We start from the raw sequence: 23,620 nt of genomic DNA, 5'->3' as shown, positions 1-23,620 counted from the left end.
TTATACAAAATGCCCAACCACTTGAAAAGTATTATCCATCCTGATTATTTAATAAAACAAGAATCAAAAAAAAGAATCGGCTTTTATTTGCCGATTCCTTAATATAGTGAATCTTTAGTTCGAAACTTTTGCTCCACTGAATTCTGCTGCAAGAACTTTAGCTTTTTCAATTGCATTCGCTTTAATTTCTTGTGCTTTATCTGGCATTGCAGCCATACCTTCTACGAATAATGTAGTTACATCAGTAACACCTACAAAGTTTAAGATACTTGTTAAGTATGGGCTAGAGAAGTTAATTCCAGCTGCAGGACCATCCGAATATACGCCACCGCTTGCTTGGATGTGTAATGCTTTTTTATTCTCAAGTAAACCAACTGGACCATTTTCAGTATATTTAAATGTTTTACCAGCAATTGAGATATTATCAATAAAGTTTTTTACAACTGATGGGAAACTAAAGTTCCAGAATGGTGTAACAAATACATACTCATCAGCTTGAGTGAAAATTTCTAAGTTACGATTCATAGCAGCTAAAGTAGCTTGTTGATCAGCGCTTAATTCTTCAAAAGTAGTACCGTTTCCTAATTTGCCCCATGCTTCAAATACATTTCCATCTAACATAGGAACATTTTCTTTAAATAAATCAAAATGAACAACTTCATTTTCTGGATTTGCTTTTTTGTATTCATTAATAAATGCTTCCCCTACAGATAGACCAAATGAATTTTCAATTGCATTTGGATTTGCAGTAATATAAAGTAATTTTTTCATCTTAAACATCTTCCTCTCAGTTTCGTTTATCTTTAATTCGAGATTTTTTTTAAAAAATCAAGGGATAATCAAATCCCTTAACCTCATAATAATATCTCTAATTCAAGATGTCAACACTTTTTTTCATAAACAAAATATCTAAATTTAATTTTTGATTTTTCATCGACTTGTACATCAGATACAGATTTAACACTCCATTCTTCCTTTGAAAAATTCGGGAAAAAAGTGTCGCCTTCAAAGTTATGTTCAATTTCAGTAATATAAAGTGTATCTAAGTATGGGAATGTTAAATTAAAAATTTCAGCCCCACCAATAATAAATAAATCTTTATTTTTATTTTCTTCAACATAACTTATAACGTCATTAATGACTGTAACACCTTCTGCTTGAAAATCCTTTTGTCTTGTCACAACGATATTTTCTCGGTTTGGAAGTGGTCTACCAATCGAATCAAAGGTTTTTCTTCCCATAATAATTGTATATCCAGTAGTTACTTTCTTAAAATAAGCAAGCTCTTGTGGAAGATGCCAAGGCATCTTATTATTTAAGCCGATTACATTGTTTTCTGACATTGCAACTAATGCAGCAATCATACACTTACTACCCCTTTGATCGCAGGATGGCTCTCATAATCTTCTAATGTAAAATCCTCATATTTAAAATCAAAAATGTTTTTAATTTCAGTATTTAACTTCATTTTTGGTAATTTATGTGGCTCTCTTGATAGTTGTAAATTTATTTGTTCAAGATGATTTGTATAGATATGTGCATCACCAAATGTATGTACAAAATCTCCTAATTCTAAATCACATACTTGAGCAATCATCATTGTTAATAGTGCATAAGATGCGATATTAAATGGAACTCCTAAAAAAATGTCAGCTGACAAAATCTTCAACCAAGTTCGTTACGCTTGGCCCGTTCTTAAAAAGAACTGCTACATGTCACCATGCAGATGAGACTATATCACGACCTCACTCACATAAGGTCCCTTGCATTTCGGGTGCCAATCACTTGCACCCTACTCCATATTTGGATAGTCGTTAGGCATTTATTATTCTTTGTATTTGTAGTTATTAAATTTATTATTTTTGGACTTAATTCTATATATTATTGTAGCTGGAACTACATTTAATTGTCTGGAAGCTTCAGTTATACTTTCGTACTCAACGCCATCAATAATGACTATTCTAGAGTTAAGAGGTTTATATCCTTTCTTTTGTTCAGAAAGCTTTCTTTTTACTTCATCGGAATGCTTTCGGCCAAAAAAAGGATTGTTTTCACCAGTTCTTAAAGTAGCAATCTCTGAAAGCCTTTTTCTTTGTTCAATTGACCTTTTAATTCCTTTGTTTCGAGATTGACCTTTGTTAAGTTGTGATATTCTCTCTTTAACTTCTTTTGTATGAGTACGGCCATACATACCATTTTCTTTCCTTCTCGGTCATTTTAGCATAACGTTTCTTATTTGTTGTTGATATTTTTTTATGATATTTTCCCGATTAGGATGACTAGAAATTAAATCACCGCCAGATACTTGATCGCTTGTATTATATAGATTTACTTTTTCATTATCTAAGAAATTTTGTTCAATGGCTACCGCTTCTTCTTTTTCACACTCTTTATATATCTGAAATATAAAAGATTCTTCTCCATATTTATTCCAAGATCTTTGAAGATATAAACAATGATGAATATTTTGCGATAATTCATATTTATGTCGCCAAAATCGTTTCTCAATTTCTATAGATTGTCCAATATAATATTTTCCGGTGATTTTATTAATAATTTTATAAACTCCAGATTTATATTTCATAAAACCACCTACAAAGAATAAATTTAGCACGGGATTGTCTTATATAAGAGTTTCCCCGTTTAGCAAGGTTATCGGTACAGATCACTCTGTAAAGGCGCTCAGATTTAACGCTGATAAAGCTGACAAGAAAGTTTTCCATCATTCACATAAAATTGGAAAAAACAATGACATGGTGCTAATGCCATCTTATCAAGTTCTCCAACATTCCACGCAGAAACAATCAATCTTCGAGAATCTGGATTTGTTTTTATTTGATTAATTACATCTGTAATTTGATCAATTGTTGAGCCATCAGCAGCTTTCCATGATCTCCATTGTTCACCATATACAGGGCCCAAATTACCATTTTCATCTGCCCACTCATTCCAAATACGAACACCATTTTCTTTTAAATATTGAATATTAGTGTCGCCTTTTAAAAACCATAATAATTCATGAATAATAGATTTTAAATGAACTTTCTTTGTTGTAACTAAAGGAAAGCCATCTTGAAGATTAAATCGCATTTGGTAACCGAATGTACTAATTGTTCCTGTTCCAGTACGGTCTGTCTTTGTCATGCCATTATCTAATACGTGTTTACATAAATCTAAGTATTGCTTCATATTGACCTCCTAATTATGTATTGTTAATGATCTTCTACTTTAACTTCAATATAGCCAAAATGAAATTCTGATGATTTGCGAATTAATTGATTAAATCCATATTTTTTAAATCTTTCACTTCTAAAATGATCTTTCAACACAATTCTTTTTTTGGCAACTCGCTTAGCTTCATTGATCACTTCATATGTTAAGTCATCATACGATGCTAAATTTTTCAATGCTGCAATACCCGAAGAGGCTTCAATATTTTTTTCAAACATCGGATCAAAATAAACGATATCAAAAGATTGATCTGGAAGTGTCTTTAAATAAGTTTTATAATCCATATTTTTCACTTCAATTTTGTTAATGATATTCGACCAATCTAAAATGTTCTGTTTATTTGTTTTTAAACCTTTCTTAGTTAGGTAAGCAATAATTTGGTTTTTCTCTAAGCCCAAAACTTTACCTTGGTCACCTACAACGTAACTTGCAACAATACTATCTGAAGCCATTCCAAGTGTACAGTCTAGAAGAGAATCACCTTTTGTTAATAAACAAGCGTCACAAAATGGATCATGTTCACCTTTCAACAATCGTCTAATTCTAAAAACTGAGGAGTTCGGGTGAAAAAAATATGGAATTGCCTGATCATCCTCATACCATTCTAATCTATTTTTACCTAAAACAAGTATAGGTTTTTTAAATTTATCATAGATTTCTTCAATGCTAAATTCTTTCCGGAGAATTAACTGACCATTTAAGTCTGAAGCAATTTTCTCTGCTTCCTTTTCTAAATAAACATCTGGTCTTAAGCAAGTTGTAATAATCATTTGTCTCCTTAATTAAGAAAAAAAGAGGAAAATCCTCTTTTCAGCTGCTTTCCAAACGCTCGCTTTCTTAGTTGCTACGCCTGTCTGCGGAGCTCTTTACCGCGTAAGGGTATACACCGCTCCTTGCCAGGCTTCGCGCCTTGAAATACAGCGCTAGCAATCAGTCTGAAAGTCAAATTTTTGGATTTAGTCTATACACTGAAAAGAGGAAAAATCCTCTTTTTACATTTGTGCAAATATGGATTGAATTCTTGCTTTAATATCTTCAGGAGTTGACCCTTCGATTTGTTCACGAGGAATAAATCCTACTACCTCTTTACCTTTAAATACTGCCATTGAAGGTGAAGATGGTGGGAAGTCGGCTAAATATTCTCTTAACGTCGCAGTAGCTTCCTTATCTTGTCCAGCAAACACTGTCACAACATTTGCTGGTTTTTTCTCTGATTCAATAACAGCTTGAACTGCAGAAGGTCTAGCAAGTCCAGCAGCACAGCCACAAACTGAATTGATTACAAAAAAAGCAGTATCATTTAATTCATTCATAAATGACTCGACTTCTTCCCCAGTAGTTAATTCTGTAAAACCATTTGAAGTTAATTCCTCTCTCATTGGCTTTACGATCCCTTTCATGTACTCATCATATGCATTCATTAGTTTGTTTCTCCTTTATCATTTTCTATTTTATTACGCTCAGTCATTTGTTTCCAAACTGAACCAAGTGCTTCCTCACCATTCTCAATTCGATGCAAAGCAAGTTGAACTTGTAATTTCACTTCGAATTCTGGATCTTCTAATGCAGCTTTTAATGCTGGAATTGCACTTTCATCACCTAGTTCAAAAAGAAACATTGCTGCACGCCATCTAACTAATTTACTAGGATCTTTTAATGCTTCAATCATAGCTGGCATGGCTTCTTCAAATCCTAAGTCTGATAGACAATCTCCAGCAATTCGTCTTACACCAACTGCCTTATCCTTTAAAGCCTCATATAAATAAGGTAACACTAATTCTGATTTTAACATACCTAAATAAGCTGTAGCTAATCTTCTTATTGAAACATGTTCATCTTTTAATGCGATTTCTAGTAAAGGTAAATCTTCAAGAGTAGGATCAATTTTTACAAATCTCGCATACCTTTTTTTCCAATCTTTTTCTTCAAAAATATCTGCAGTAAATGGTTCAAATTTAGGAACTTCTTTTTTCTCAGTATTGGATGCATCATTCGTCATCACTTCGTTAACGATATTCTTTATGTCGCTTTCAGTGTGAGTAGCCGTTAATTCATCAATAATTTCTTTCTCAATTGTTGCTAATTCACCATAACGAATTCCATAATCAATCCACTGTCTTTCAAATACTACATTTGATGCAGATGTTGTTAGTTTCATAATTGCTTCTTTATAGAATGGAGGTAAAGCTGCTCTTTGTTCTTCACCATTTACAATTAATTTCAACTGCATTGGTATATTATGATACATTTGAACAAAAACTTGTACCTCACCAAAATGATTATCAATTATCGTTTCATTAGTAGCTTCATCATTTACTTCTTCACCAAATACATTTCTGACTTGAAGCAAAATAGTTTGCCAATTTGCATTTGACTTACGATCAATGGCAATAAAATCAGCTACATGATAGACACTTTTGATTCCTTCTATTCCTAATATTTCTTGAATTATTAAGGGTGCCTTGTCAATATTATCAATAGAATAATGATTTCTACTTCCTGATGGCAATTCCTCATCTAATAACACTTTCATTGTATTAGGACTTGGTGTTGGTTCGATTGACTTAATTTTCATCTTAATCTCCTCATCTTGTTATTTAGTCCATTCTATCAAAAAGAGGAAAAACTCACTATTGTAACGCCTTAACGAATTCTTCAAAGTCATTTGTACTAGATTCGATTGCGTTGTGCGTTAACTCTTCAGATCGACGAGTAAAAAGGTGAAATTTCTCAACTATTATTTCCGTCACATAAATAGGTTTTTCAGATTCCTTTACATAACTTGAAGTTTTTATAACTCCTTCAATAGAAACTTCCATCCCTTTTTTTGCTTTTTTAGTAGCATATTCAGCAATGGGACCCCATAATTTTACTGAAACATAGTTCGTTCTCGTTTTTTTCAGATAATCTGAATAAACATTCGTAGCAATATTAATAAAAGTTGTTTTCCTTCCATTCGGTGTAGTTTGTAAAATGGGCTCTTTCGTTAATCTTCCTACTAATACAACATTGTTTATCATTATTACCATCTCCTTTATTTTTTTCTACAATACAAAATTATTGTAAGTTCGTAAAAAAAGGAAAATGGTATTTTAAATACATTATTATTTTTAAAAATTCATTATGAGATAAAAAAACTTGAGTAGTAATATGACATCATAAACCAAAACTCAAAATTAATACTCTACTTTAAACTTTCTACTAAATCACTTAAAACTGACCAACGCTCCATTTTCTGTTCTAGTTGAGCTTCTTTATCCTCAATATCTTTAGAAAGTTTATAAGCTTCATCAAAATTAGAGCCTACACCTTGTAATTTTTCATTTAGTTGCTCAATCTCATTTTCCAGTTTTTCGATATCAGATTCTATACTATCCCATTCTTTTTGTTCTTGATAAGTTAATCTTTTTTTCTTTTGCTCTTTTTGATAAACTGGTTTTTCAATTGTTTCTTTTACAGCTTCAACTTCACGTTTTTCGTTCGATTGTCGTTCTAAATAATCCGTATAGCTTTCTAATGTAGATGAAATTTTTCCTTCACCTTCGAAAATTAATAATTTATTTGTAACTTTATCTAAGAAATAGCGATCATGTGATACGGTAACTACTACTCCACTAAAATTCTCAATATAGTCTTCTAAAACCGTTAAAGTATCAATATCTAAATCGTTTGTTGGCTCATCTAGTAATAATAAATTTGGAGCAGTCATTAAGAGTCTTAATAAATATAGTCTTCTTTTTTCGCCACCTGAAAGTTTTCCCAATTGTACTCCGTGCGATTGAGTAGGAAATAAGAATGTTTCCAGCATTTGTGAAGCTGAAATTGTTTTTCCATCTGGTGTATGAATGACTTCTGCTTCTTCCTTAATATAATCAATCATTCTCATCGTTGGATTCACATTTTCTTGTATTTGAGTATAGTATGCTACTTTTACTGTTTGCCCAATTTCAATTTCACCAGAATCAACTTGTTCTTCTCCAACAAGCATTTTCAATAAAGTTGTCTTACCCGCACCATTTTCACCAATTATTCCAATTCGATCAGTTTGAAGTAAAAGTAAGTTTAAATTATCTAATATCTTTTTCTCGTTAAAAGACTTATTAACATTTATAAACTCAACAACTTTTTTACCTAAACGAGTTTGTTGAAAGTTCATCTCTAATTCCACTTTTTCTTGATTGTTGAGTTTACCTGAAAGATCATCAAATCGTTGAATACGAGCTTTTTGCTTAGTTGTTCGAGCTTTTGCCCCTCTACGCATCCAAGCTAATTCTCTTCTAAATAAATTGTTTCTTTTTTCATTAGTGGCTGCCTCTTGCTCTTCCCTAGCAGCTCTTTGTTCAATATAATACTGATAGTTTCCTTCATAACGATAAATATTACTATTTGATAGTTCTAATAATGCTGTAGTAACTTCATCTAGAAAATAACGATCATGAGTAACAAATAATACTGCGTTTTGTAGTCTTTTTATGTATTCCTGTAAAAAAACGATACATTCATAGTCCAAATGGTTCGTAGGCTCATCTAGAATTAATAAATCACATGGATGTATTAATGCTTTTGCTAAGGCTACTCTTTTCTTCTGACCACCTGAAAGTAATGAAACATCTAAATTTAAATTTGATAAACCTAATTTTGATAAAATTGTCTTTGCATTTGCTTCTAAATCCCAACCATTTAATGAATCCATTTCAGCTTGTAATTTTAGTAATTCATTTTGTAATCCTTGATTAGATGGATCTTCTCCAAGTGCTTGTAAAGTTTTTTCGTATGATTTTACTAAAACCATTACTTTATCATCACTCTCAAATACTGCTTCAAGAATCGTTTGTTTTTTATCAAAGTCTTCATGTTGAGGCAAATAACTTATTACATAATCCTTTGGAGTCGTAATTCTTCCATCATCAGCTGACTCGACACCAGCAAGGATTTTTAATAAACTCGATTTACCAGTTCCATTTATACCTAATAATCCAATTTTCTGCCCTTCGCTTACGGTAAATGAAATTTTATCGAATAAAGTTTTTTCCCCATAAGTTTTAATTAAATTCTCTACACTTAAAATCTTCATATTTTAAAATTCCACTCTTTCATAAATTCATCGATGAATTTTTCTACAAATATATGTCTTTCTTCTGCCATTTCTAATGCTGTTTTTGTATTCATTAAGTCTTTTAGTTTTAATATTTTTTCATAGAAGTGATGAAGCGAAGAACTTTTGTCACTTCTATATTCTTCGATCGTCATGTTTTCTCTTATTTTAAACTCCGGGTTAAACATACTACGACCTTTTTTACCTCCGTACGCAAACGTTCTAGCAACACCAATTGCTCCAATTGCATCCAAACGATCAGAATCTTGTACAATTTTACCCTCTAAAGAAGTTGGAATAACCCCATTGCCTCCTTTGTAGGAGATATTTTCAATTATGTACATGATTGCTTTTACGATTTCATTACTATTTAATAATTCATTTAGAATTGATTCTAATTGTATTTTTTGTGCCTCAAGATCATCATGTAATTTATCATCTATTACATCGTGAACTAATGCAGCACATTCTACGATGAATTGATTTGCATTCTCTTTTTGAGCAATATGTACAGCTAAGTTTCTAACCCGGTCAATATGATACCAGTCATGCCCAGAACTATCACCTTGATGAAGATTTCGAACATAATTTTCTAATTGTAATATGATTTCCTGCTGATTCATACTCGTACCTCCATAAATCGACTAGTGATATTATATCATTTTTCTATCACCGTAAAACATTAATAGGCTAAGTGGGAATTAAATTTACGAAAAAACCTTCACTTAGAGTGAAGGTTTTTAGTGTGTAGATAAATTCTACAAAATTATGATTTTATATTAATTTATATTGAGTAGTATATTTTTTCTTAAATCCATTTGGATTCGATTTATGCCATTTCCAAGCATCTTTAATAATCAAATCAATGTCTTCATTCATTACTTTCCATCCTAAAATTTTTTTAGCTTTCTCTGAAGAAGCAATTAAAATACTTGGATCTCCTTCTCTTCTAGAACTGAATTTATATGGTATTGGATGCTTAGTTATTCGACGAACTGCTTCAACAATTTGTAATACTGAATACCCCTTATTATTTCCAAGGTTGAAAATATCACTTTTTCCACCATTAAAAAGGTAATGAAGTGCTAGTAAATGAGCATTCACTAAATCTTCAACATGAATATAGTCTCTAATACACGTACCGTCTGGAGTGTTATAATCATCTCCAAAAATAGTAATCTCTTTTCTTTGATTTAAAGCGACTTGTAAAATTAATGGAATTAAATGCGTCTCAGGAGAATGATCTTCTCCAATTTCAGCTGAACTTTTAGCCCCAGCTACATTAAAGTATCTTAGGGAAACATAATTAATACCATATGCTATACTACTCCATTTCATCATCTTTTCCATCATTAATTTTGTTTCACCATATGTGTTCGTTGGTTCTGTACTGAAGTCTTCTGAGATTGGTACGATTTTAGGTTCTCCATATACAGCAGCCGAAGATGAAAATACGATATATTTAACATTAAACTCATTCATCACTTCTAATAAAACATGTGTACCAAATACATTATTGCTAAAATACTCCAACGGTTTTTCCATTGATTCACCAACTAGGCTATTTGCTGCAAAATGTAACACACCATCAATCTTTTCATTTAGAAAAACTGACTTTAAAAATTCCTTATCACGAATATCACCATGATAAAAAATAGCGTCTGAATGTATCGCTCCTATGTTTCCCGTCTGCAAATTATCAACAATTATTACATTTACGCCATTTTCAATCAGCATGTATACTGCGTGTGATCCTATATAACCAGCTCCGCCATGTACTAAAATATTCATATTGATCACATTCTTTCGTTTTCAAGTTGTTTTTTAGTCATATTTTTATTTTTAAAAACAAGTAATTTTTGACCGAAATAATTTAAAATCGTATATAACCCAGAACTAATTAAGACAGCTAAGTCATTTTTAAAATCTAGAGATATAAAACCCTGTAAATTTAAAATGTAATCAATTATTTTAGCTCCAAGATTAAATGCTATAAAATAACAGGTTAAAATGACAATGATAAACATTGGGATACTTTTTTTTACAGAGCTTTGACTTTTAAACGTAAAATTCCGATTTAAAATATAACTGATACATGCTCCTAAAGAATTTCCAATAAAAGTTGAAATCCAATAAGATAAACCAAATAAATGAAGTAGTAAATAAATGAATGATAATCCTACAATTGTATTTGCAATTCCTACTGCAATAAAACGAAAAAATGTCTTATTCATCTTTGACCCTTAATTACTAGTTCAGAATCGATCATTGTATATAAATCTGTTTCAATAGCATACCTAGGTCGATTTTTAACTTCGTGATAAATCTTTCCAATATACTCACCGATCATTCCAATACCCAATAATTGAACACCACCAACAAACCAAATTGAGACCATTAAAGATGGCCATCCACTAACCGTATTCCCTAATATATGTTGAACTATTGCATAGCCAGCTGCTATTAAACTAAATAAGATGGATAAAAACCCCAGCAATGAGACAAATCTAATCGGAGCTATACTAAATGAAGTGATCCCGTCAAACGCAAAAGATAGCATCTTTTTTAACGGATATTTTGATTCACCAGCAAATCTTTCTTTTCGATCGTAATAAACATTAGTTGAAGGAAAACCTACAAGAGGAACTAGTCCTCTTAAGAATAAATTTGTTTCTTTATATTTGAATAATTCATCTAATGCCCGTTTACTCATTAATCGGAAATCAGCATGATTAGGAACTAGATTAATCCCTATTTTCCCCATGAATCGATAAAATCCAAGTGCTGTTGAACGCTTAAAGAAAGTATCTGTTTCTCTACTGTCTCGTACGCCATAAACAATATCAAAGCCCTCTAAATACTTTTCTACAAATTTACGTATTACATTAATATCATCTTGTAAATCCGCATCAATTGAAACTACACAATCAGATTGCTTGTTTGCAATTTCAAGCCCAGCAATAAGCGCGTTCTGATGTCCCACATTTTTTGCAAGCTTTAGTCCTCTAACATAATCATTTTCATTACATTCATTTTCTATTAGCTCCCATGTTCGATCTTTACTTCCATCATCAACAAACAGGATTTTACTATAATCAGATATAAGAGAATCATCTATTAATTCTTCAATTAAGTAGGTAAGTTGTCTTGTTGTTTCCTCAAAAACTTCCTGTTCATTGTAACAAGGGACAACTATCGTCAATAAAGGTATTTTCATTTATAATCACATCCATTTCAGTCGATATTTACCTCGTAAAGATATATACGCCATGCAGAATTTTTATTGTTAAAAACTTTCTTCAATAAAAGTCCATTACTACTAGCATTTTCAATTGGGACAGCCGCAAAAATATATTCCCCACCCATCTTTTTAAATTCGTTAATATTTAGTTGTAAATGATGGATTTTTACGTTTGAGTCCTTTTTAAATTCATAATTTTTACCTAGTTCAGCTACAAATAGGTAGCATCTTCCTCCCCAATGGTCGAAGTAATTTTCAAGCAATGGGCTTTTTTCAAGTTCAGGTGCAATTATTTTTCTAAATTGGTGCTTATACTTTAACGAATAAAAATTATTATACGTATCGAGCGTGTAAAAACCGTTATACTGAGCAATCGCAGGGTGAATGCCTATACTTGCAACCCGATAACTATTTTTAGGTTTTCCGATATATTTTGAGATTTCATTAAATTGATTTACAGCATAAAATTGTTTAAATGATGGTTTCCCCGCTACACGATATACAATTTCATCATTAGCACAAAACATTACAATTACTTGAACTACTAAACAAATTTTCACAAACTTTTGCCAACCTTTTCCCTTTAACCAAAGAAGATAGGCTCCTACAGCAAACATTAAATAGATTATTAAAGGTCTTAAAAAATGAAATCTAGCAAAGTTAAACGTATTTAAAAGTTGAAATTGTTCTTTTACTGGCTTCCATCCTTTATAAAACCAAAAGGCGTACCAAACGGATAATAAAAAATTAAGAATAAATAAGTATAGAAATCTTTTTTCAATACTTTCTCTTTTTTTATTTATTAAAGTCCAGAATACAATAAAAGATAAAGGTACAATGACTAGAGTGTGAAGTGTTAGCACATGGGTATGTCCTAAAAAATAATTCTTAAACACTAGTCGAATCGTATGCCAAAAACCCAATGTAGAGCTTAAAAACTCATTTCTACTTGTTGGTTCAGATGGAATGACTAGTGAGAATACAAGGCGATATTCAATTCCTAAATATATTAAAGTCATTAATAAAATACTTAAAAAGAACACTAGATTGATTTTCTTTTTTACAAATATATCTCTTAACCAAAGCAATCCCATAAATACTAAAAAGAAAAAGAATCCTAATACAAAACTAGAATAAAAGGGTAATAATATAAGAGTAATCCAGTCTTTCCAGGAATATTTTCCAATTCTTATATTTAGAAACGCCCAAAGTGCAAGTGGCATCCCCAATGTACTTAGCATTCCAGACGGCCAAAATGGTGTTAGTGCAAATGCAAGTGAGACCCATACTCTAATGAGGTAATTTTCTTTTGATGTTATTAAATGCTTTTTTAACAAGAGATACATCCCAAGAAACGCGAAAGCTCTAGTAATTGTCTGTCCTATGGAATAAGCTAGCATTGGCGGAAAGAGATTATTTAACCACTGTATACCACTAAATTCCGTTCCATAAGCATTTCTAGGCAATCCATTAATGATCTGCGGGATTGTAGAATTTAATTTACCGAATAATTGCCCTGAGTTTCTAAGTGTTTTATACCATGCAATATTTGAATCTAAATTATCGTGTACTCTAATATGAGCATTTTCCCCTAATATGAAAAGAGGAGAAACATAAATAATCATTAAGATTGTTGCAATTATTAAATGTTTATTTTCTTGGCTTAATTGTTTAAATAATTTCATATTTATTACACCACTTTGTTTATATTTAGTTTTTGGATTACTGATTAAAATTTCCCTCCCTTGTTCGCCTGAGCTCGATCCTTCTTAACCTTTTTCTCACTTCTATAATTCATGATAATGATTTCGTTTAATAGACGCTTAATTATATGATCAATTAATATTAAAATTCTTTTCTGAAATTCAGATGAAAATTTGACTAAAATTTCATTTAAATTTTCCCTATAATTTTCAATAAATAAAAAATATTAATTTTATAATGTGCATAAAAATTTGATTAGGCTAATTTCTTTAATAGTATAAAAAGTTTTTAGAAGTAATTAAATCATGTACTAGAGGTGCAATCATGCTGATTTTTGTGGATGACGAACAAAAAAAGTTTCATCTAACAAACGGAAGAATTAGTTATGTATTTTATGTCATGAAAAATGGCCATCTTGGGTCTTTGTATTTTGGAAAAGCGATTGACATTCATTCAAATTTTACTCATATCCAAAATGACAATTCTACTACAACATATACTTCTTATTATTATGCTGATCGATCAATTAGTCTTGAAACGATCAGGCAGGAATATCCCGTCTATGGCACATCTGACTATCGTGAACCGGCATTAAGTATTCGTCAGTTAAACGGTAGCCATATTACTAACTTTATCTATAAATATTATACAATTACAAAAGGGAAACCCATTTTACAAGGTTTACCTGCCACTTATACGGAAAATGAAGAAGATGCTGAAACCATTCAGATTGTTCTAGAAGACTCAACTCTTAAAGCTGTGCTTGTAATTTCCTATACAATATTTAAAGATTTATCTGTTATTACTAGAAGTGCATATATTTGTAACCAAGGAATTGAACCATTTTATTTAGAGCGATTTATGAGTGCGACGATTGATTTTCCTAATCATGATTTCATTATGATACAGCTAAGTGGTGCATGGTCTAGAGAGAGACATTTAATGGAACGACAGTTAGTAATGGGTACACAGGGTATATCGAGTTTACGTGGTTCAAGTTCACATCAACATAATCCATTTCTTGCCTTTAGAAGAAAAGAGACTACAGAAAATCATGGCGAAGTATTTGGCTTTAATTTAGTTTATAGCTCAAATTTTATTGCTCAAGCCGAAGTTGATCATTACGATATGACTAGAATTACGATGGGAATACATCCGTTTCGTTTCACTTGGAAATTATCTGAAAACGAACACTTTCAATCCCCTGAAGTAGTGATGGTATATTCTAATAAAGGTATGAACGGTATGAGTCAAACTTATCATGATTTATACCGAAACAACTTAATTCGTGGTAAGTGGAAAAATAATGAACGACCTATATTAATAAATAATTGGGAAGCCACTTATTTCAACTTTAATGAAGAATCCTTACTTCAAATCGCAAGAGAAGCAAAAAAGCTTGGGATTGAATTATTTGTATTAGATGACGGATGGTTTGGTAAAAGAAATAATGCTACCAGCTCTCTAGGCGATTGGTATTCAAATACTGAAAAATTCCCTAAAGGAATAGATTGTTTTTCTAATAAAATTAAAGAGATAGGTTTAAAATTTGGTCTTTGGTTTGAGCCTGAAATGGTTAGTCAAAATAGTAATTTATTTAATAATCATCCTGATTGGATAATTCGTACACCTAATCGACAAGTTTCTTTAGGAAGGCATCAATTAGTATTAGATTTCTCGAGAAAGGATGTTGTCGATTACATTTATAAAAAAATGGGTGATGTTATAAAGAATACAAATTTAGACTATATAAAATGGGATATGAATCGAAATATTACTGAGGCTTATTCTAAGAAGTTAGCTAATGATCAACAAGATGAATTTTTTCATCGGTATATTTTAGGTGTGTATGAATTATATGAACGACTAGTAAGTGATTTTCCAAATGTGTTATTTGAATCATGTGCTGGCGGTGGTGGTCGATTTGATCCTGGTTTATTGTTTTATGCACCCCAAGCATGGGCTAGTGATAATACAGATCCAATTGAACGATTAAAAATTCAATACGGTACCTCACTACCATACCCAATTTCTAGCATCGGTTCACATGTATCAGCATCACCTAATCATCAAACATTTCGTAATACCCCATTATCAATTAGAGCCAATGTCGCATTCTTTGGAACATTTGGTTATGAATTAAATCCTTTGATACTTACTGAAAAAGAAAAATCAGAAATTAAATCGCAAATACAATTTTTCAAACATCACCGATCATTAATTATGAAAGGAGATTTTTATCGGTTACTTGATCCTTTTAAAGAAAACGAAGTAGCTTGGATGGTAATAAGTAAAAACAAAAATGAAGCCATAATAGGTTGGTACAAAATGTTAGCAAGCCCAAATCCAATGAAGTACCAGACTTTAAAACTGACAGGTTTAAATCCAAATAAGAAATATTTACTAAACACTACGAATCTCACTTTTTATGGAAACGAATTAATGGAAAACGGAATCCCCTTACCACTCGAATTTAATGGCGCCAATAAAAAAATTGCAAAACGATCAGGTGATTTCCAATCTTGCATCTTTCATCTTGTTTGTCCTGATTAAATGTACGAAACTCGTCCATATTGTCCTATGACGAAGTTTGAATAAGTTGCAATATTGACCAATCAAAACGCTTGTCTTTTCGTGCAGCAAATCTTGCAGATGTGCGTTAAAAACAAGCGTTTTAAATGTTCTTTAAACCATTTAACAAATGAAGGTTCTTAAGCTTTCAATAATTTCTCAATGGACGATCTCATCTCTTGAGGATTTGTTTGTGGAGCAAATCGTTCAATGACTTTACCTTTTTTATCAATAATAAATTTAGTAAAATTCCATTTTATTGATTTTAACCCCATAATACCAGGAGCTTCTGAGCTTAAATATTTAAATAGTGGATCTGCTTTGTCACCATTTACATCAATTTTTCCGAAAACAGGGAAGGTTACACCAAAATTCAATTCACAAAAACTTTGAATTTCTTCATTTGAACCTGGTTCCTGATTCATAAATTGATTACATGGAAAACCAAGAATTACTAATCCTACTTCTTTATATTGTTCATATAATGCTTGTAAATCTTTATATTGAGGAGTATATCCACATGCACTTGCAGTATTTACAACAATTATTACTTTATCTTTATATTTTGAAAGAGATACTACTTCGCCTTTGCTATCTTTTACTTCAAAATCATAAATACTCATTTCACATTCCTCCTACTTCCTTATAATGTTAATAGTAATTATTTTCCATCAAAAAGTCTATTCTAATTACTATTTTTTGAAAAAAACCTTCAAACCTATTAGTATTTAAATTATAGTTTAATTAAACTAATTTCTTCACCTTTTAACTAAAAAATGGAGGTAAGAGTATGCATGATTTAGGCTTTAATACATATTTAATTGATTTATATGATTTATCGTTTCAGGAACGAACGGGTAGCTATATTATTTTAGATGAAGATATTACAATCATTGAAACAAGTGCTAGTCCTTCCCACGAATATTTATTACAAGGTTTAAAAGAGCTGCAAATTTCATTAGACAGTATTAAAAATGTTATCGTAACACATATTCATTTAGATCATTCAGGTGGCGCTGGCTTATTAATGGAAAAATGTCCTAATGCAACTCTTTTTGTCCATCCAAAGGGAGCTAGGCATTTAGAAGATCCGACAAAATTAATTGCGAGTGCAAAACAAGTTTATGGTGATGATTTTGATCGTTTATTTAACCCAATTCTTCCAATTGACTCTACTAAAATTTATCAGGTAGCCGATGGTGAGGAGCTTATTATTGGTAAAAATCGTAAACTTACGTTGTTACATACTCCAGGTCATGCTAACCATCATATTTCAATTTTCGATTCTTCTAGTAAATTTATGTATACAGGAGATACATTAGGTATTTTTTATCCGCAGCTTCTAAATGAAATAGGAACGTTTATTTTACCATCGACATCGCCTAATCAATTTTCATACGAAGCAACGTTAAGTTCATCTGGAAAAATTCAAGAGTATAATCCAGATGCTATTTGCTTCGGTCATTATGGATTAACTAGAGATACAAATTTCGTTTATGAGTCTTTAAAACTATATTTAGATCGTTTTATGAAACTAACTGCTTCCACAATTGAAGCTAATAAAGAAAAAGCTTTTTATGAGAAAAGCAGGATTTTGTCAGCAGCATTATATAATGAAGTAAAACAAGATCTTCAAAATAAGAATATAGATCAAAGTCATCCAGTTTTCCAGATTATTAAGTTAGATTTGGAAGTTTCAGCTATGGGATTAGTACTGGCTATGGATCAAGATTAATAAAATAAAAAACTTCAGCCATTTGGCTGAAGTTTTTATTATTTTTTAATTTTTTTCATTGGTTTATTTTTACTTGAAATAGGTTTCTTATTTTGATTTGAAACTGGTTTTGTTCTTTTTTCTTTTGACTGATTTTCATTCAGTTGTTTTTCTTTCATTTCGACTTTTTGTATTTCACCGTGTGAAACCGTTAAATGTTCAAAAAACAATTTTTGCGTTCCTCTTAAGCTAAATAAATTCTTTTTCTCTCGAGGTGTTACCAAGTTTATGACAGTACCTTGTTTACCCATTCTTCCTACACGGCCACTTCGATGAGTATATTGTTCAACTTTTTCTGGTACATCAAGTGTTATAACATATGGTAACTCCTGTAAATCGATTCCTCGTGCTGCTACGTCAGTTGAAAATAGTAAAGTAGTTTTACCGATTTGAAGATCTTTTAAAACTCGACTTCTTTCCATTTTCCCTAGTTTTGAATGCAGTACCGCTGTTTTAATTCCTCTAAAATTTAATTTAGAAGCGTATCCTTCAAGTTTAAATGGATCATTACTAAATACGATTGCTTTCATATTTTGAACAGAAGCAATTCTTCTTAGTAATTCTAGCTTCTCTCTTTCTTCACAAGGAATAAAACCATGGATTATATTTCCTTCCAAGCTTTGTTCAATCGAAATTTCTTTTAGATTTGAACTTGTTTCCTTTGCAAATTGCATTGCCACCGGTGTTATTGTTGCAGATAAAAATACTAGTTGGCGATCTTTCATCGTTGCTTTGACAATTTGTGGTAAATCTTTTTGATCATCCGTTTTTAATAATTCATCTACTTCATCAAAAACAATTGTCTTAACACAATGCATTTTTAATTTTTTCTGTTTAATTAATTGTGAGATTCGCCCAGGTGAACCAACAATAATTTTAGGCTTCTGTTTTAATTTTTCAATCTGACGTTTTATATCAGCTCCACCAACAATTGAAGCCACTTTTATATTTGAATTTTGTGTATAATCTTGAACAACCTGAAAAATTTGCATTACAAGTTCACGAGTTGGAGCCATGATAATAATTTGGGGATTTTCTTCCATTTCATCAACCTTATTAATCAAAGGTAAAACATATGCAAGAGTCTTACCAGTACCTGTCGGAGATTGCGCTATGACATCGTTCCCATCTAATATCGCTGGGATTGCTTCCTCTTGAACCGCTGTCCATTTCGTAATATTATTTGCTTTTATTTTTAAGATTGTTTGTTCTGCTAATTGAAAATGTTCCATTTAAATCTCCTTTAATATTTGCTCATCGTACCATTGTAACATTATTTCAGTAATATGTACCAATTCTTCTATTAGATCGAAGTCATCTTCGGTCATTTTATTTTGAAATTTTATGTTTACTGACGATTCAATGATATTTTTATCTAAAATTGAGTGTTTAATGTTATAGAATGGAATGAATTGCTCATTTGTCTTATTTTGAAATAAAAGTAGACTCCTTTGAATGATTTCGATTTCTAATGGTTTAGGAAAGGAAAATTCAATTTCAATATAACATCCTACTTCAGTATTTCCATTAATTAATTCATTATATAAATCACTAGCTGATGTACTCATTGAAAATGTGCAACTTGTTGTCGTAGTCGACTTGTTTAATTTTTTAAATCGAATTGAGAATAATCGATCCATTTTGGAAAGATTAACAAAGTCATTTCGATCAGTGATTTCATATTCTCCATCTAAATCTTTGTCATATAAGAGCCCTTCTATTACAACCTTCATATTATCAAAAGCGGTCGGATCAAACATTATCTAAACTCCTTTAATCAATAGATTCCTAAGTTCGCTTATTTTCTATTATGTATCATATTAAACGAACCACACAAAAAATAATCCGATAAAATCATTTTGATTCAATTTTATCGGATCAATTTTTATTTTATTATCTCAAATTGGCTATTATAAAGATTTGCGTAGAAACCTTCTTTTTCCATTAATTCCTCATGCGTACCTTGTTCAATAATATCGCCATCTTTCATACAAAGAATCAAATCTGCATTTCGAATAGTCGATAGGCGATGCGCAATCACAAAACTTGTTCTTCCTACCATTAAATTGTCCATTGCTTTTTGAATGAGTGCTTCAGTTCTCGTATCAACACTACTTGTTGCTTCATCTAAAATTAATATTTGAGGATCTGCCAAAATTGCACGAGCAATCGTGATCAGCTGCTTTTGACCTTGGGATATATTATTCACTTCTTCGTTAAGTATCATATTGTATCCATCAGGCAAAGCTCTAATAAAGTGATCAGATTGAGCAGAAATAGAGGCATTTTTAACTTCTTCATCCGTTGCATTAAGTCTTCCAAAACGGATATTATCTGCAATTGTACCATTAAATAGCCAAGTATCTTGCAGAACCATTCCAAATAATGATCTTAGTTCATCCCTTTTAAAATTCTTTATGTTATGTCCACCGATAGTGATTTCCCCACTATTAACATCGTAAAACCGCATTATTAAATTTACAATTGTTGATTTCCCAGCTCCAGTTGGCCCAACAATTGCAATTTTTTGGCCTGGTTTAACGACTAAATTAAAATCATGAATAATTATTTTTTCAGGTGTATAACCAAAAGCAACATGATTGAAGTGAACATCACTTGTAACTTCATTATGCTTAATTGATCGTGCATTTGCTACTTCAGCTACTTCTTCTTTCTCTTCTAAAAATTCAAATACTCTTTCTGCAGCTGCTGCTGTTTGTTGAAGTATATTTGAAATATTAGCAATTTGTGAAATTGGCTGCGTAAATGAACGAACATACTGAATGAAAGCTTGAATTCCTCCAACTGTCATTGATCCATTAGCAGTAAAATATCCACCTAATATACAAATCGCAACATAGCCAATGTTTCCAATAAAAGCAGTGATTGGAATCATTAGTCCTGATAGAAAATTCGCTCTCCATGCCGATTTATATAACTCATCATTATATTCACTAAAAGCTCTAGTAGATTCATCTTCACCACTAAATGCTTTTACTAAAACATGATTTCCTAACATTTCTTCAACATGTCCATTTACTTTCCCTAAATATCTTTGCTGGTTAATAAAATGTTTTTGAGATTTTTTAACGATCATCATGACAAAAACCATTGAAAGAGGCAATATGCATAGCGCAACTAAAGTGAGTTGCCAGCTGATCGAAATCATCATGATTGTTATACCAATAATCGAGGTAATCGAGGTAATTATTTGTGTTAAACTTTGGTTTAAAGTTTGATTAATTGTATCAACATCATTCGTTATTCTAGAAAGAACTTCACCGTGACTAGTTTGATCAAAATAGCTTAAAGGTAATTTATGAATTTTATCATTTATATCACTTCGAAGCTTAAAAGTTACCTTCATCGTAACACCACTCATTACGTAGCCTTGAAGATATGCAAAAAGTGAACTTAATAAATATAAACCAATTAACCATAAACCAATTACACTTATTTTTCCAAAGTTAATTTTTCCACTACCGCTAATTTGTTTCATGACACCGGAAAAAATTTCATCTGTCGCTTTACCAAGAATTTTTGGCCCTAGTATTGTAAAAACAGTTGAAATAATTGCTAGTATAAAGACAAAAACGATTGTCTTTTTGTGCACACCTAAATAACTCATCAATTTTGCCATCGAACCTTTAAAATCTTTCGCCTTTTGACCTGGCGCCATTGGGATATTTCGTCCAAACATTTGACCAGGCCCGCGACCACCGCCCCGATTTTGAAAAGTATTTTTATTAGAATTGCTCATGCTAATTCCTCCTTGGATAACTGCGATGTAGCAATTTCTAAGTATTCTGGGCAATTTTTCAGTAATTCTTTATGAGTACCTTGACCTACAATCCTACCATTATCTAATACAACTATATGCTCTGCATTCATGATCGTATTTACACGTTGGGCAATTATGATCATCGTAGTTGATTCTATATCTTCATTTAACGCTTTTCTTAGTGCAAAATCCGTCTTAAAATCAAGCGCAGAGAAACTATCGTCAAAAATAAGAATTTCGGGTTTCCTTGCTAAAGCCCGAGCGATCGAAATTCTTTGTTTTTGACCGCCTGAAACATTATCTCCTCCTTGAGAAATTTCAGCATTAAATCCCCCTTCTTTATGAGAGATAAATTCACTTGCCTGAGCGATTTGGGCTACTCTTTCCATTTCTTCATCAGAAATATTTTTATTTCCGTATTTTAAATTTGAAGCAATTGTCCCTGTTAGTAAAAGTCCTTTTTGAGGTACATACCCTATTTTAGTGCGTAAATCCTTTTGCTTTACTTCCCTTAGATCAACACCATCAACTAAGACTGCCCCTTTGGTAACATCATAAAAACGTAATATTAAATTTGCAATTGTTGATTTTCCCGAACCAGTTGGGCCAATAATGGCAGTTGTTTGTCCTTGCTTTGCAACAAATGAAATATTATTTAGTACATCATTTTCAGCACCTTCATATCTGAAACAAACATTTTTAAATTCAACAAATCCCTTTTTATCTGCTTCAAAGTTTATATGAAGCTCTGGATCGATAATTGAAACATCAGTAGCCAATACTTCTGAAATACGTGCAGCAGAAACAGCAGCTCTAGGGACTAGAATAAACATGATTGAAATCATTAAAAATGCTGTGATGATTTGCATTGCATATTGCATAAATGCGATCATATCGCCAACTTGCATATTAGATTTTGCAATTTGGTGGGCACCAACCCAGATGATTAAAAGTGATGAGCCATTCATAATCAACATCATTGAAGGCATCATCATTGTCATGATACGATTGACAAATAAATTCGTTTTCGTTAATTCGCTGTTTACCTCTTGGAATCTTGTTTTTTCATGTGATGCATTTCCAAAAGCTCTAATAACCATCAATCCAGTTAAATTTTCTCTTGAAACTAGATTTAACTTATCTATTAACTTTTGAATAAATTTAAACTTTGGAATAGCAACTGTCATGATTACCATAATTAAAGAAAGTAAAACGATAACTGCTAATGCAATAATCCAGCTCATCGAAGCAGATTTATTAATTGCCATTATAATTCCGCCAATTCCCATTATTGGTGCATAACAAAGCATTCGGATCCCCATCATTAAAAGAGTTTGAATTTGCATTACATCATTTGTACATCTTGTAATCAGAGATGCCGTTGAAAATTTATCAAATTCATTGTTTGAAAAGCTTTCTATTTTTTTGAAAACATCTTTACGTAAATTCCTAGCGAGACCAGAGGCAATTCTTGAGGACAAGAAGCTGACTAAGACTGTTGCTATTCCTCCAAGTAAAGCAATCGCAATCATAATCAATCCTATTTTAACGATATATAAACTTCCTAGTTTATGTAAATTAACCCCTAGTTCAGTATAAAATGCTTTCGTCATCATAATACCACTTTGAGTTAGTAAGGTTTTATCCGATGAAATAGCTTTATTATGCGCATTTAGTATCGCATTTTGGGGAAGTTTATCAAACATTGGTTGCAGTTCATATAGTTTTGTTAAATTAATCTTATTTGAACGCGGCGTACTACTAGTTTTTGCATGACTTACTTTTCCAGTAGCTTCTTCTTGGATTATATTAAATAACGTCCAAGTGGAAGCACCAAATGATTGATCAAGTTGTTTTTCTACATTCTTATTCAATTTTTTCTTTATGTAAATGCTCTGATCAGCTTTTTTGTAAATACTTATGTATTTTTTTCCTTTTGAATTTTTATCATTTGCGGATTTTAAATCATAATTTTTAAATATAATTTCTTTTTCCTCATCTGTCATAAAGGTAGTCATTAGTTTCATACCTTTTTGACTAATTGCATCTGGAGCAACATGCAATATACCATTTTGCTGAATACCATTGTTTACAATTTCGGACATGTAGTTAGGTAAGTTCAAATCACACATTGCCTGACCAAATAAGAATAATATAGCTAAAATAATACTTGTACTAAAGGCCTTTAAATACTTAGCTAACTTGATCAAATGAGTATCTCCC

Annotated in this window: 21 protein-coding genes and 2 pseudogenes; 2 read left to right on the top strand and 21 right to left on the bottom strand. The window is 31.4% G+C overall.

The genetic code is table 11. The features are described from left to right. Window positions 1–114 precede the first annotated feature (114 nt). The 16 genes and pseudogenes from ABEY15_RS14305 to ABEY15_RS14230 form a co-directional block, all read right to left on the bottom strand. The gene (locus tag ABEY15_RS14305) at window positions 115–771 is read right to left on the bottom strand and encodes an FMN-dependent NADH-azoreductase (RefSeq protein ID WP_429890819.1); all 657 of its coding nucleotides are present in this window, start codon (window positions 769–771) and stop codon (window positions 115–117) included. A 110-nt stretch (window positions 772–881) separates the two neighbouring features. After that, window positions 882–1,364 carry a dihydrofolate reductase gene (locus ABEY15_RS14300; RefSeq protein ID WP_429890818.1) on the bottom strand — a complete coding sequence of 161 codons (483 nt, stop codon included), beginning with the start codon at window positions 1,362–1,364 and terminating at the stop codon, window positions 882–884. Next, window positions 1,361–1,657: pseudogene (gene thyA / locus ABEY15_RS14295) on the bottom strand (thymidylate synthase); the annotation flags it as partial. The gene ABEY15_RS14300 and the pseudogene thyA (ABEY15_RS14295), both read right to left, overlap by 4 nt. Window positions 1,658–1,825: 168 nt before the next feature. Further along, window positions 1,826–2,191 (bottom strand): NUMOD3 domain-containing DNA-binding protein, encoded by a 366-nt coding sequence (locus ABEY15_RS14290; RefSeq protein WP_429890817.1) that lies wholly within the window; start codon window positions 2,189–2,191, stop codon window positions 1,826–1,828. Between the two features lie 21 nt (window positions 2,192–2,212). Then, window positions 2,213–2,584, bottom strand: coding sequence for a GIY-YIG nuclease family protein (locus tag ABEY15_RS14285; RefSeq protein ID WP_429890816.1), 372 nt, complete (start codon window positions 2,582–2,584; stop codon window positions 2,213–2,215). Window positions 2,585–2,691: 107 nt separating this feature from the next. After that, window positions 2,692–3,189, bottom strand: a pseudogene (gene thyA, locus ABEY15_RS14280) (thymidylate synthase); the annotation flags it as partial. Between the two features lie 23 nt (window positions 3,190–3,212). After that, complete coding sequence (locus tag ABEY15_RS14275) at window positions 3,213–4,001, bottom strand: class I SAM-dependent methyltransferase (protein WP_429890815.1); 789 nt, start codon at window positions 3,999–4,001, stop codon at window positions 3,213–3,215. 222 nt (window positions 4,002–4,223) lie between these two features. Then, entirely contained in the window at window positions 4,224–4,652 is a 429-nt protein-coding gene (locus tag ABEY15_RS14270; protein WP_429890814.1) for a BrxA/BrxB family bacilliredoxin, read from the bottom strand. After that, complete coding sequence (locus ABEY15_RS14265; RefSeq protein WP_429890813.1) at window positions 4,652–5,806, bottom strand: conserved virulence factor C family protein; 1,155 nt, start codon at window positions 5,804–5,806, stop codon at window positions 4,652–4,654. The genes ABEY15_RS14270 and ABEY15_RS14265 overlap by 1 nt, the downstream gene beginning before the upstream one ends. A gap of 55 nt (window positions 5,807–5,861) precedes the next feature. After that, window positions 5,862–6,251 (bottom strand): single-stranded DNA-binding protein, encoded by a 390-nt coding sequence (locus tag ABEY15_RS14260; RefSeq protein ID WP_429890811.1) that lies wholly within the window; start codon window positions 6,249–6,251, stop codon window positions 5,862–5,864. A gap of 164 nt (window positions 6,252–6,415) precedes the next feature. Continuing rightward, a complete protein-coding gene (locus ABEY15_RS14255; protein WP_429890810.1) occupies window positions 6,416–8,305 on the bottom strand; it encodes an ABC-F family ATP-binding cassette domain-containing protein in 1,890 nt (629 codons plus the stop codon). Next, window positions 8,302–8,949 carry an HD domain-containing protein gene (locus tag ABEY15_RS14250; RefSeq protein WP_429890809.1) on the bottom strand — a complete coding sequence of 216 codons (648 nt, stop codon included), beginning with the start codon at window positions 8,947–8,949 and terminating at the stop codon, window positions 8,302–8,304. The genes ABEY15_RS14255 and ABEY15_RS14250 overlap by 4 nt, the downstream gene beginning before the upstream one ends. 151 nt (window positions 8,950–9,100) lie before the next feature. Continuing rightward, complete coding sequence (gene galE, locus ABEY15_RS14245) at window positions 9,101–10,117, bottom strand: UDP-glucose 4-epimerase GalE (protein WP_429890807.1); 1,017 nt, start codon at window positions 10,115–10,117, stop codon at window positions 9,101–9,103. Window positions 10,118–10,122: 5 nt separating this feature from the next. Beyond that, on the bottom strand, window positions 10,123–10,560 hold the full coding sequence (locus ABEY15_RS14240) for a GtrA family protein (protein ID WP_429890805.1): 438 nt from the start codon (window positions 10,558–10,560) through the stop codon (window positions 10,123–10,125). Next, complete coding sequence (locus ABEY15_RS14235; protein WP_429890803.1) at window positions 10,557–11,543, bottom strand: glycosyltransferase family 2 protein; 987 nt, start codon at window positions 11,541–11,543, stop codon at window positions 10,557–10,559. Before ABEY15_RS14235 ends, ABEY15_RS14240 begins: the two co-directional genes overlap by 4 nt. Window positions 11,544–11,560: 17 nt before the next feature. Continuing rightward, window positions 11,561–13,252, bottom strand: coding sequence for a DUF6044 family protein (locus ABEY15_RS14230; RefSeq protein WP_429890802.1), 1,692 nt, complete (start codon window positions 13,250–13,252; stop codon window positions 11,561–11,563). 343 nt (window positions 13,253–13,595) lie between these two features. On the opposite strand from ABEY15_RS14230, the gene ABEY15_RS14225 reads away from it, so the two are divergent. Then, window positions 13,596–15,824 carry an alpha-galactosidase gene (locus ABEY15_RS14225; protein ID WP_429890801.1) on the top strand — a complete coding sequence of 743 codons (2,229 nt, stop codon included), beginning with the start codon at window positions 13,596–13,598 and terminating at the stop codon, window positions 15,822–15,824. A gap of 158 nt (window positions 15,825–15,982) precedes the next feature. Here the strand turns inward: ABEY15_RS14225 and ABEY15_RS14220 are convergent, their stop codons facing one another. After that, entirely contained in the window at window positions 15,983–16,465 is a 483-nt protein-coding gene (locus ABEY15_RS14220; protein ID WP_429890800.1) for a glutathione peroxidase, read from the bottom strand. A gap of 167 nt (window positions 16,466–16,632) precedes the next feature. On the opposite strand from ABEY15_RS14220, the gene ABEY15_RS14215 reads away from it, so the two are divergent. After that, window positions 16,633–17,577 (top strand): MBL fold metallo-hydrolase, encoded by a 945-nt coding sequence (locus ABEY15_RS14215; protein WP_429890799.1) that lies wholly within the window; start codon window positions 16,633–16,635, stop codon window positions 17,575–17,577. 38 nt (window positions 17,578–17,615) lie between these two features. Here ABEY15_RS14215 and ABEY15_RS14210 read toward each other — a convergent pair whose 3' ends face one another. The 4 genes from ABEY15_RS14210 to ABEY15_RS14195 form a co-directional block, all read right to left on the bottom strand. Further along, on the bottom strand, window positions 17,616–18,848 hold the full coding sequence (locus ABEY15_RS14210; RefSeq protein ID WP_429890798.1) for a DEAD/DEAH box helicase: 1,233 nt from the start codon (window positions 18,846–18,848) through the stop codon (window positions 17,616–17,618). Next, a complete protein-coding gene (locus ABEY15_RS14205) occupies window positions 18,849–19,376 on the bottom strand; it encodes a hypothetical protein (RefSeq protein WP_429890796.1) in 528 nt (175 codons plus the stop codon). Window positions 19,377–19,501: 125 nt separating this feature from the next. Continuing rightward, window positions 19,502–21,376 carry an ABC transporter ATP-binding protein gene (locus ABEY15_RS14200; protein ID WP_429890795.1) on the bottom strand — a complete coding sequence of 625 codons (1,875 nt, stop codon included), beginning with the start codon at window positions 21,374–21,376 and terminating at the stop codon, window positions 19,502–19,504. Next, window positions 21,373–23,607, bottom strand: a complete 2,235-nt coding sequence (locus tag ABEY15_RS14195; RefSeq protein WP_429890793.1) for an ABC transporter ATP-binding protein — start codon at window positions 23,605–23,607, stop codon at window positions 21,373–21,375. Before ABEY15_RS14195 ends, ABEY15_RS14200 begins: the two co-directional genes overlap by 4 nt. Between the last annotated feature and the right edge of the window lie 13 nt (window positions 23,608–23,620).

The organism is Gottfriedia acidiceleris, from assembly GCF_050457485.1.
Lineage (GTDB): Bacteria > Bacillota > Bacilli > Bacillales > Bacillaceae_G > Gottfriedia > Gottfriedia acidiceleris_D.
The sequence above is the reverse complement of the archived record's forward strand: the minus strand, read 5'-3'. Positions and strand labels throughout refer to the sequence as shown.

Bases quoted from the DNA above. Each gene is read 5' to 3' on its own strand.
- ABEY15_RS14270 (WP_429890814.1), bottom strand. From the start codon at position 4,652: ATGAATGCATATGATGAGTACATGAAAGGGATCGTAAAGCCAATGAGA.
- ABEY15_RS14225 (WP_429890801.1), top strand. From the start codon at position 13,596: ATGCTGATTTTTGTGGATGACGAACAAAAAAAGTTTCATCTAACAAAC.
- ABEY15_RS14235 (WP_429890803.1), bottom strand. From the start codon at position 11,543: ATGAAAATACCTTTATTGACGATAGTTGTCCCTTGTTACAATGAACAG.
- ABEY15_RS14275 (WP_429890815.1), bottom strand. From the start codon at position 4,001: ATGATTATTACAACTTGCTTAAGACCAGATGTTTATTTAGAAAAGGAA.
- ABEY15_RS14205 (WP_429890796.1), bottom strand. From the start codon at position 19,376: ATGTTTGATCCGACCGCTTTTGATAATATGAAGGTTGTAATAGAAGGG.
- galE (WP_429890807.1), bottom strand. From the start codon at position 10,117: ATGAATATTTTAGTACATGGCGGAGCTGGTTATATAGGATCACACGCA.
- ABEY15_RS14260 (WP_429890811.1), bottom strand. From the start codon at position 6,251: ATGATAAACAATGTTGTATTAGTAGGAAGATTAACGAAAGAGCCCATT.
- ABEY15_RS14265 (WP_429890813.1), bottom strand. From the start codon at position 5,806: ATGAAAATTAAGTCAATCGAACCAACACCAAGTCCTAATACAATGAAA.
- ABEY15_RS14200 (WP_429890795.1), bottom strand. From the start codon at position 21,376: ATGAGCAATTCTAATAAAAATACTTTTCAAAATCGGGGCGGTGGTCGC.
- ABEY15_RS14240 (WP_429890805.1), bottom strand. From the start codon at position 10,560: ATGAATAAGACATTTTTTCGTTTTATTGCAGTAGGAATTGCAAATACA.
- ABEY15_RS14210 (WP_429890798.1), bottom strand. From the start codon at position 18,848: ATGGAACATTTTCAATTAGCAGAACAAACAATCTTAAAAATAAAAGCA.
- ABEY15_RS14285 (WP_429890816.1), bottom strand. From the start codon at position 2,584: ATGAAATATAAATCTGGAGTTTATAAAATTATTAATAAAATCACCGGA.
- ABEY15_RS14290 (WP_429890817.1), bottom strand. From the start codon at position 2,191: ATGTATGGCCGTACTCATACAAAAGAAGTTAAAGAGAGAATATCACAA.
- ABEY15_RS14300 (WP_429890818.1), bottom strand. From the start codon at position 1,364: ATGATTGCTGCATTAGTTGCAATGTCAGAAAACAATGTAATCGGCTTA.
- ABEY15_RS14220 (WP_429890800.1), bottom strand. From the start codon at position 16,465: ATGAGTATTTATGATTTTGAAGTAAAAGATAGCAAAGGCGAAGTAGTA.
- ABEY15_RS14255 (WP_429890810.1), bottom strand. From the start codon at position 8,305: ATGAAGATTTTAAGTGTAGAGAATTTAATTAAAACTTATGGGGAAAAA.
- ABEY15_RS14305 (WP_429890819.1), bottom strand. From the start codon at position 771: ATGAAAAAATTACTTTATATTACTGCAAATCCAAATGCAATTGAAAAT.
- ABEY15_RS14215 (WP_429890799.1), top strand. From the start codon at position 16,633: ATGCATGATTTAGGCTTTAATACATATTTAATTGATTTATATGATTTA.
- ABEY15_RS14250 (WP_429890809.1), bottom strand. From the start codon at position 8,949: ATGAATCAGCAGGAAATCATATTACAATTAGAAAATTATGTTCGAAAT.
- ABEY15_RS14230 (WP_429890802.1), bottom strand. From the start codon at position 13,252: ATGAAATTATTTAAACAATTAAGCCAAGAAAATAAACATTTAATAATT.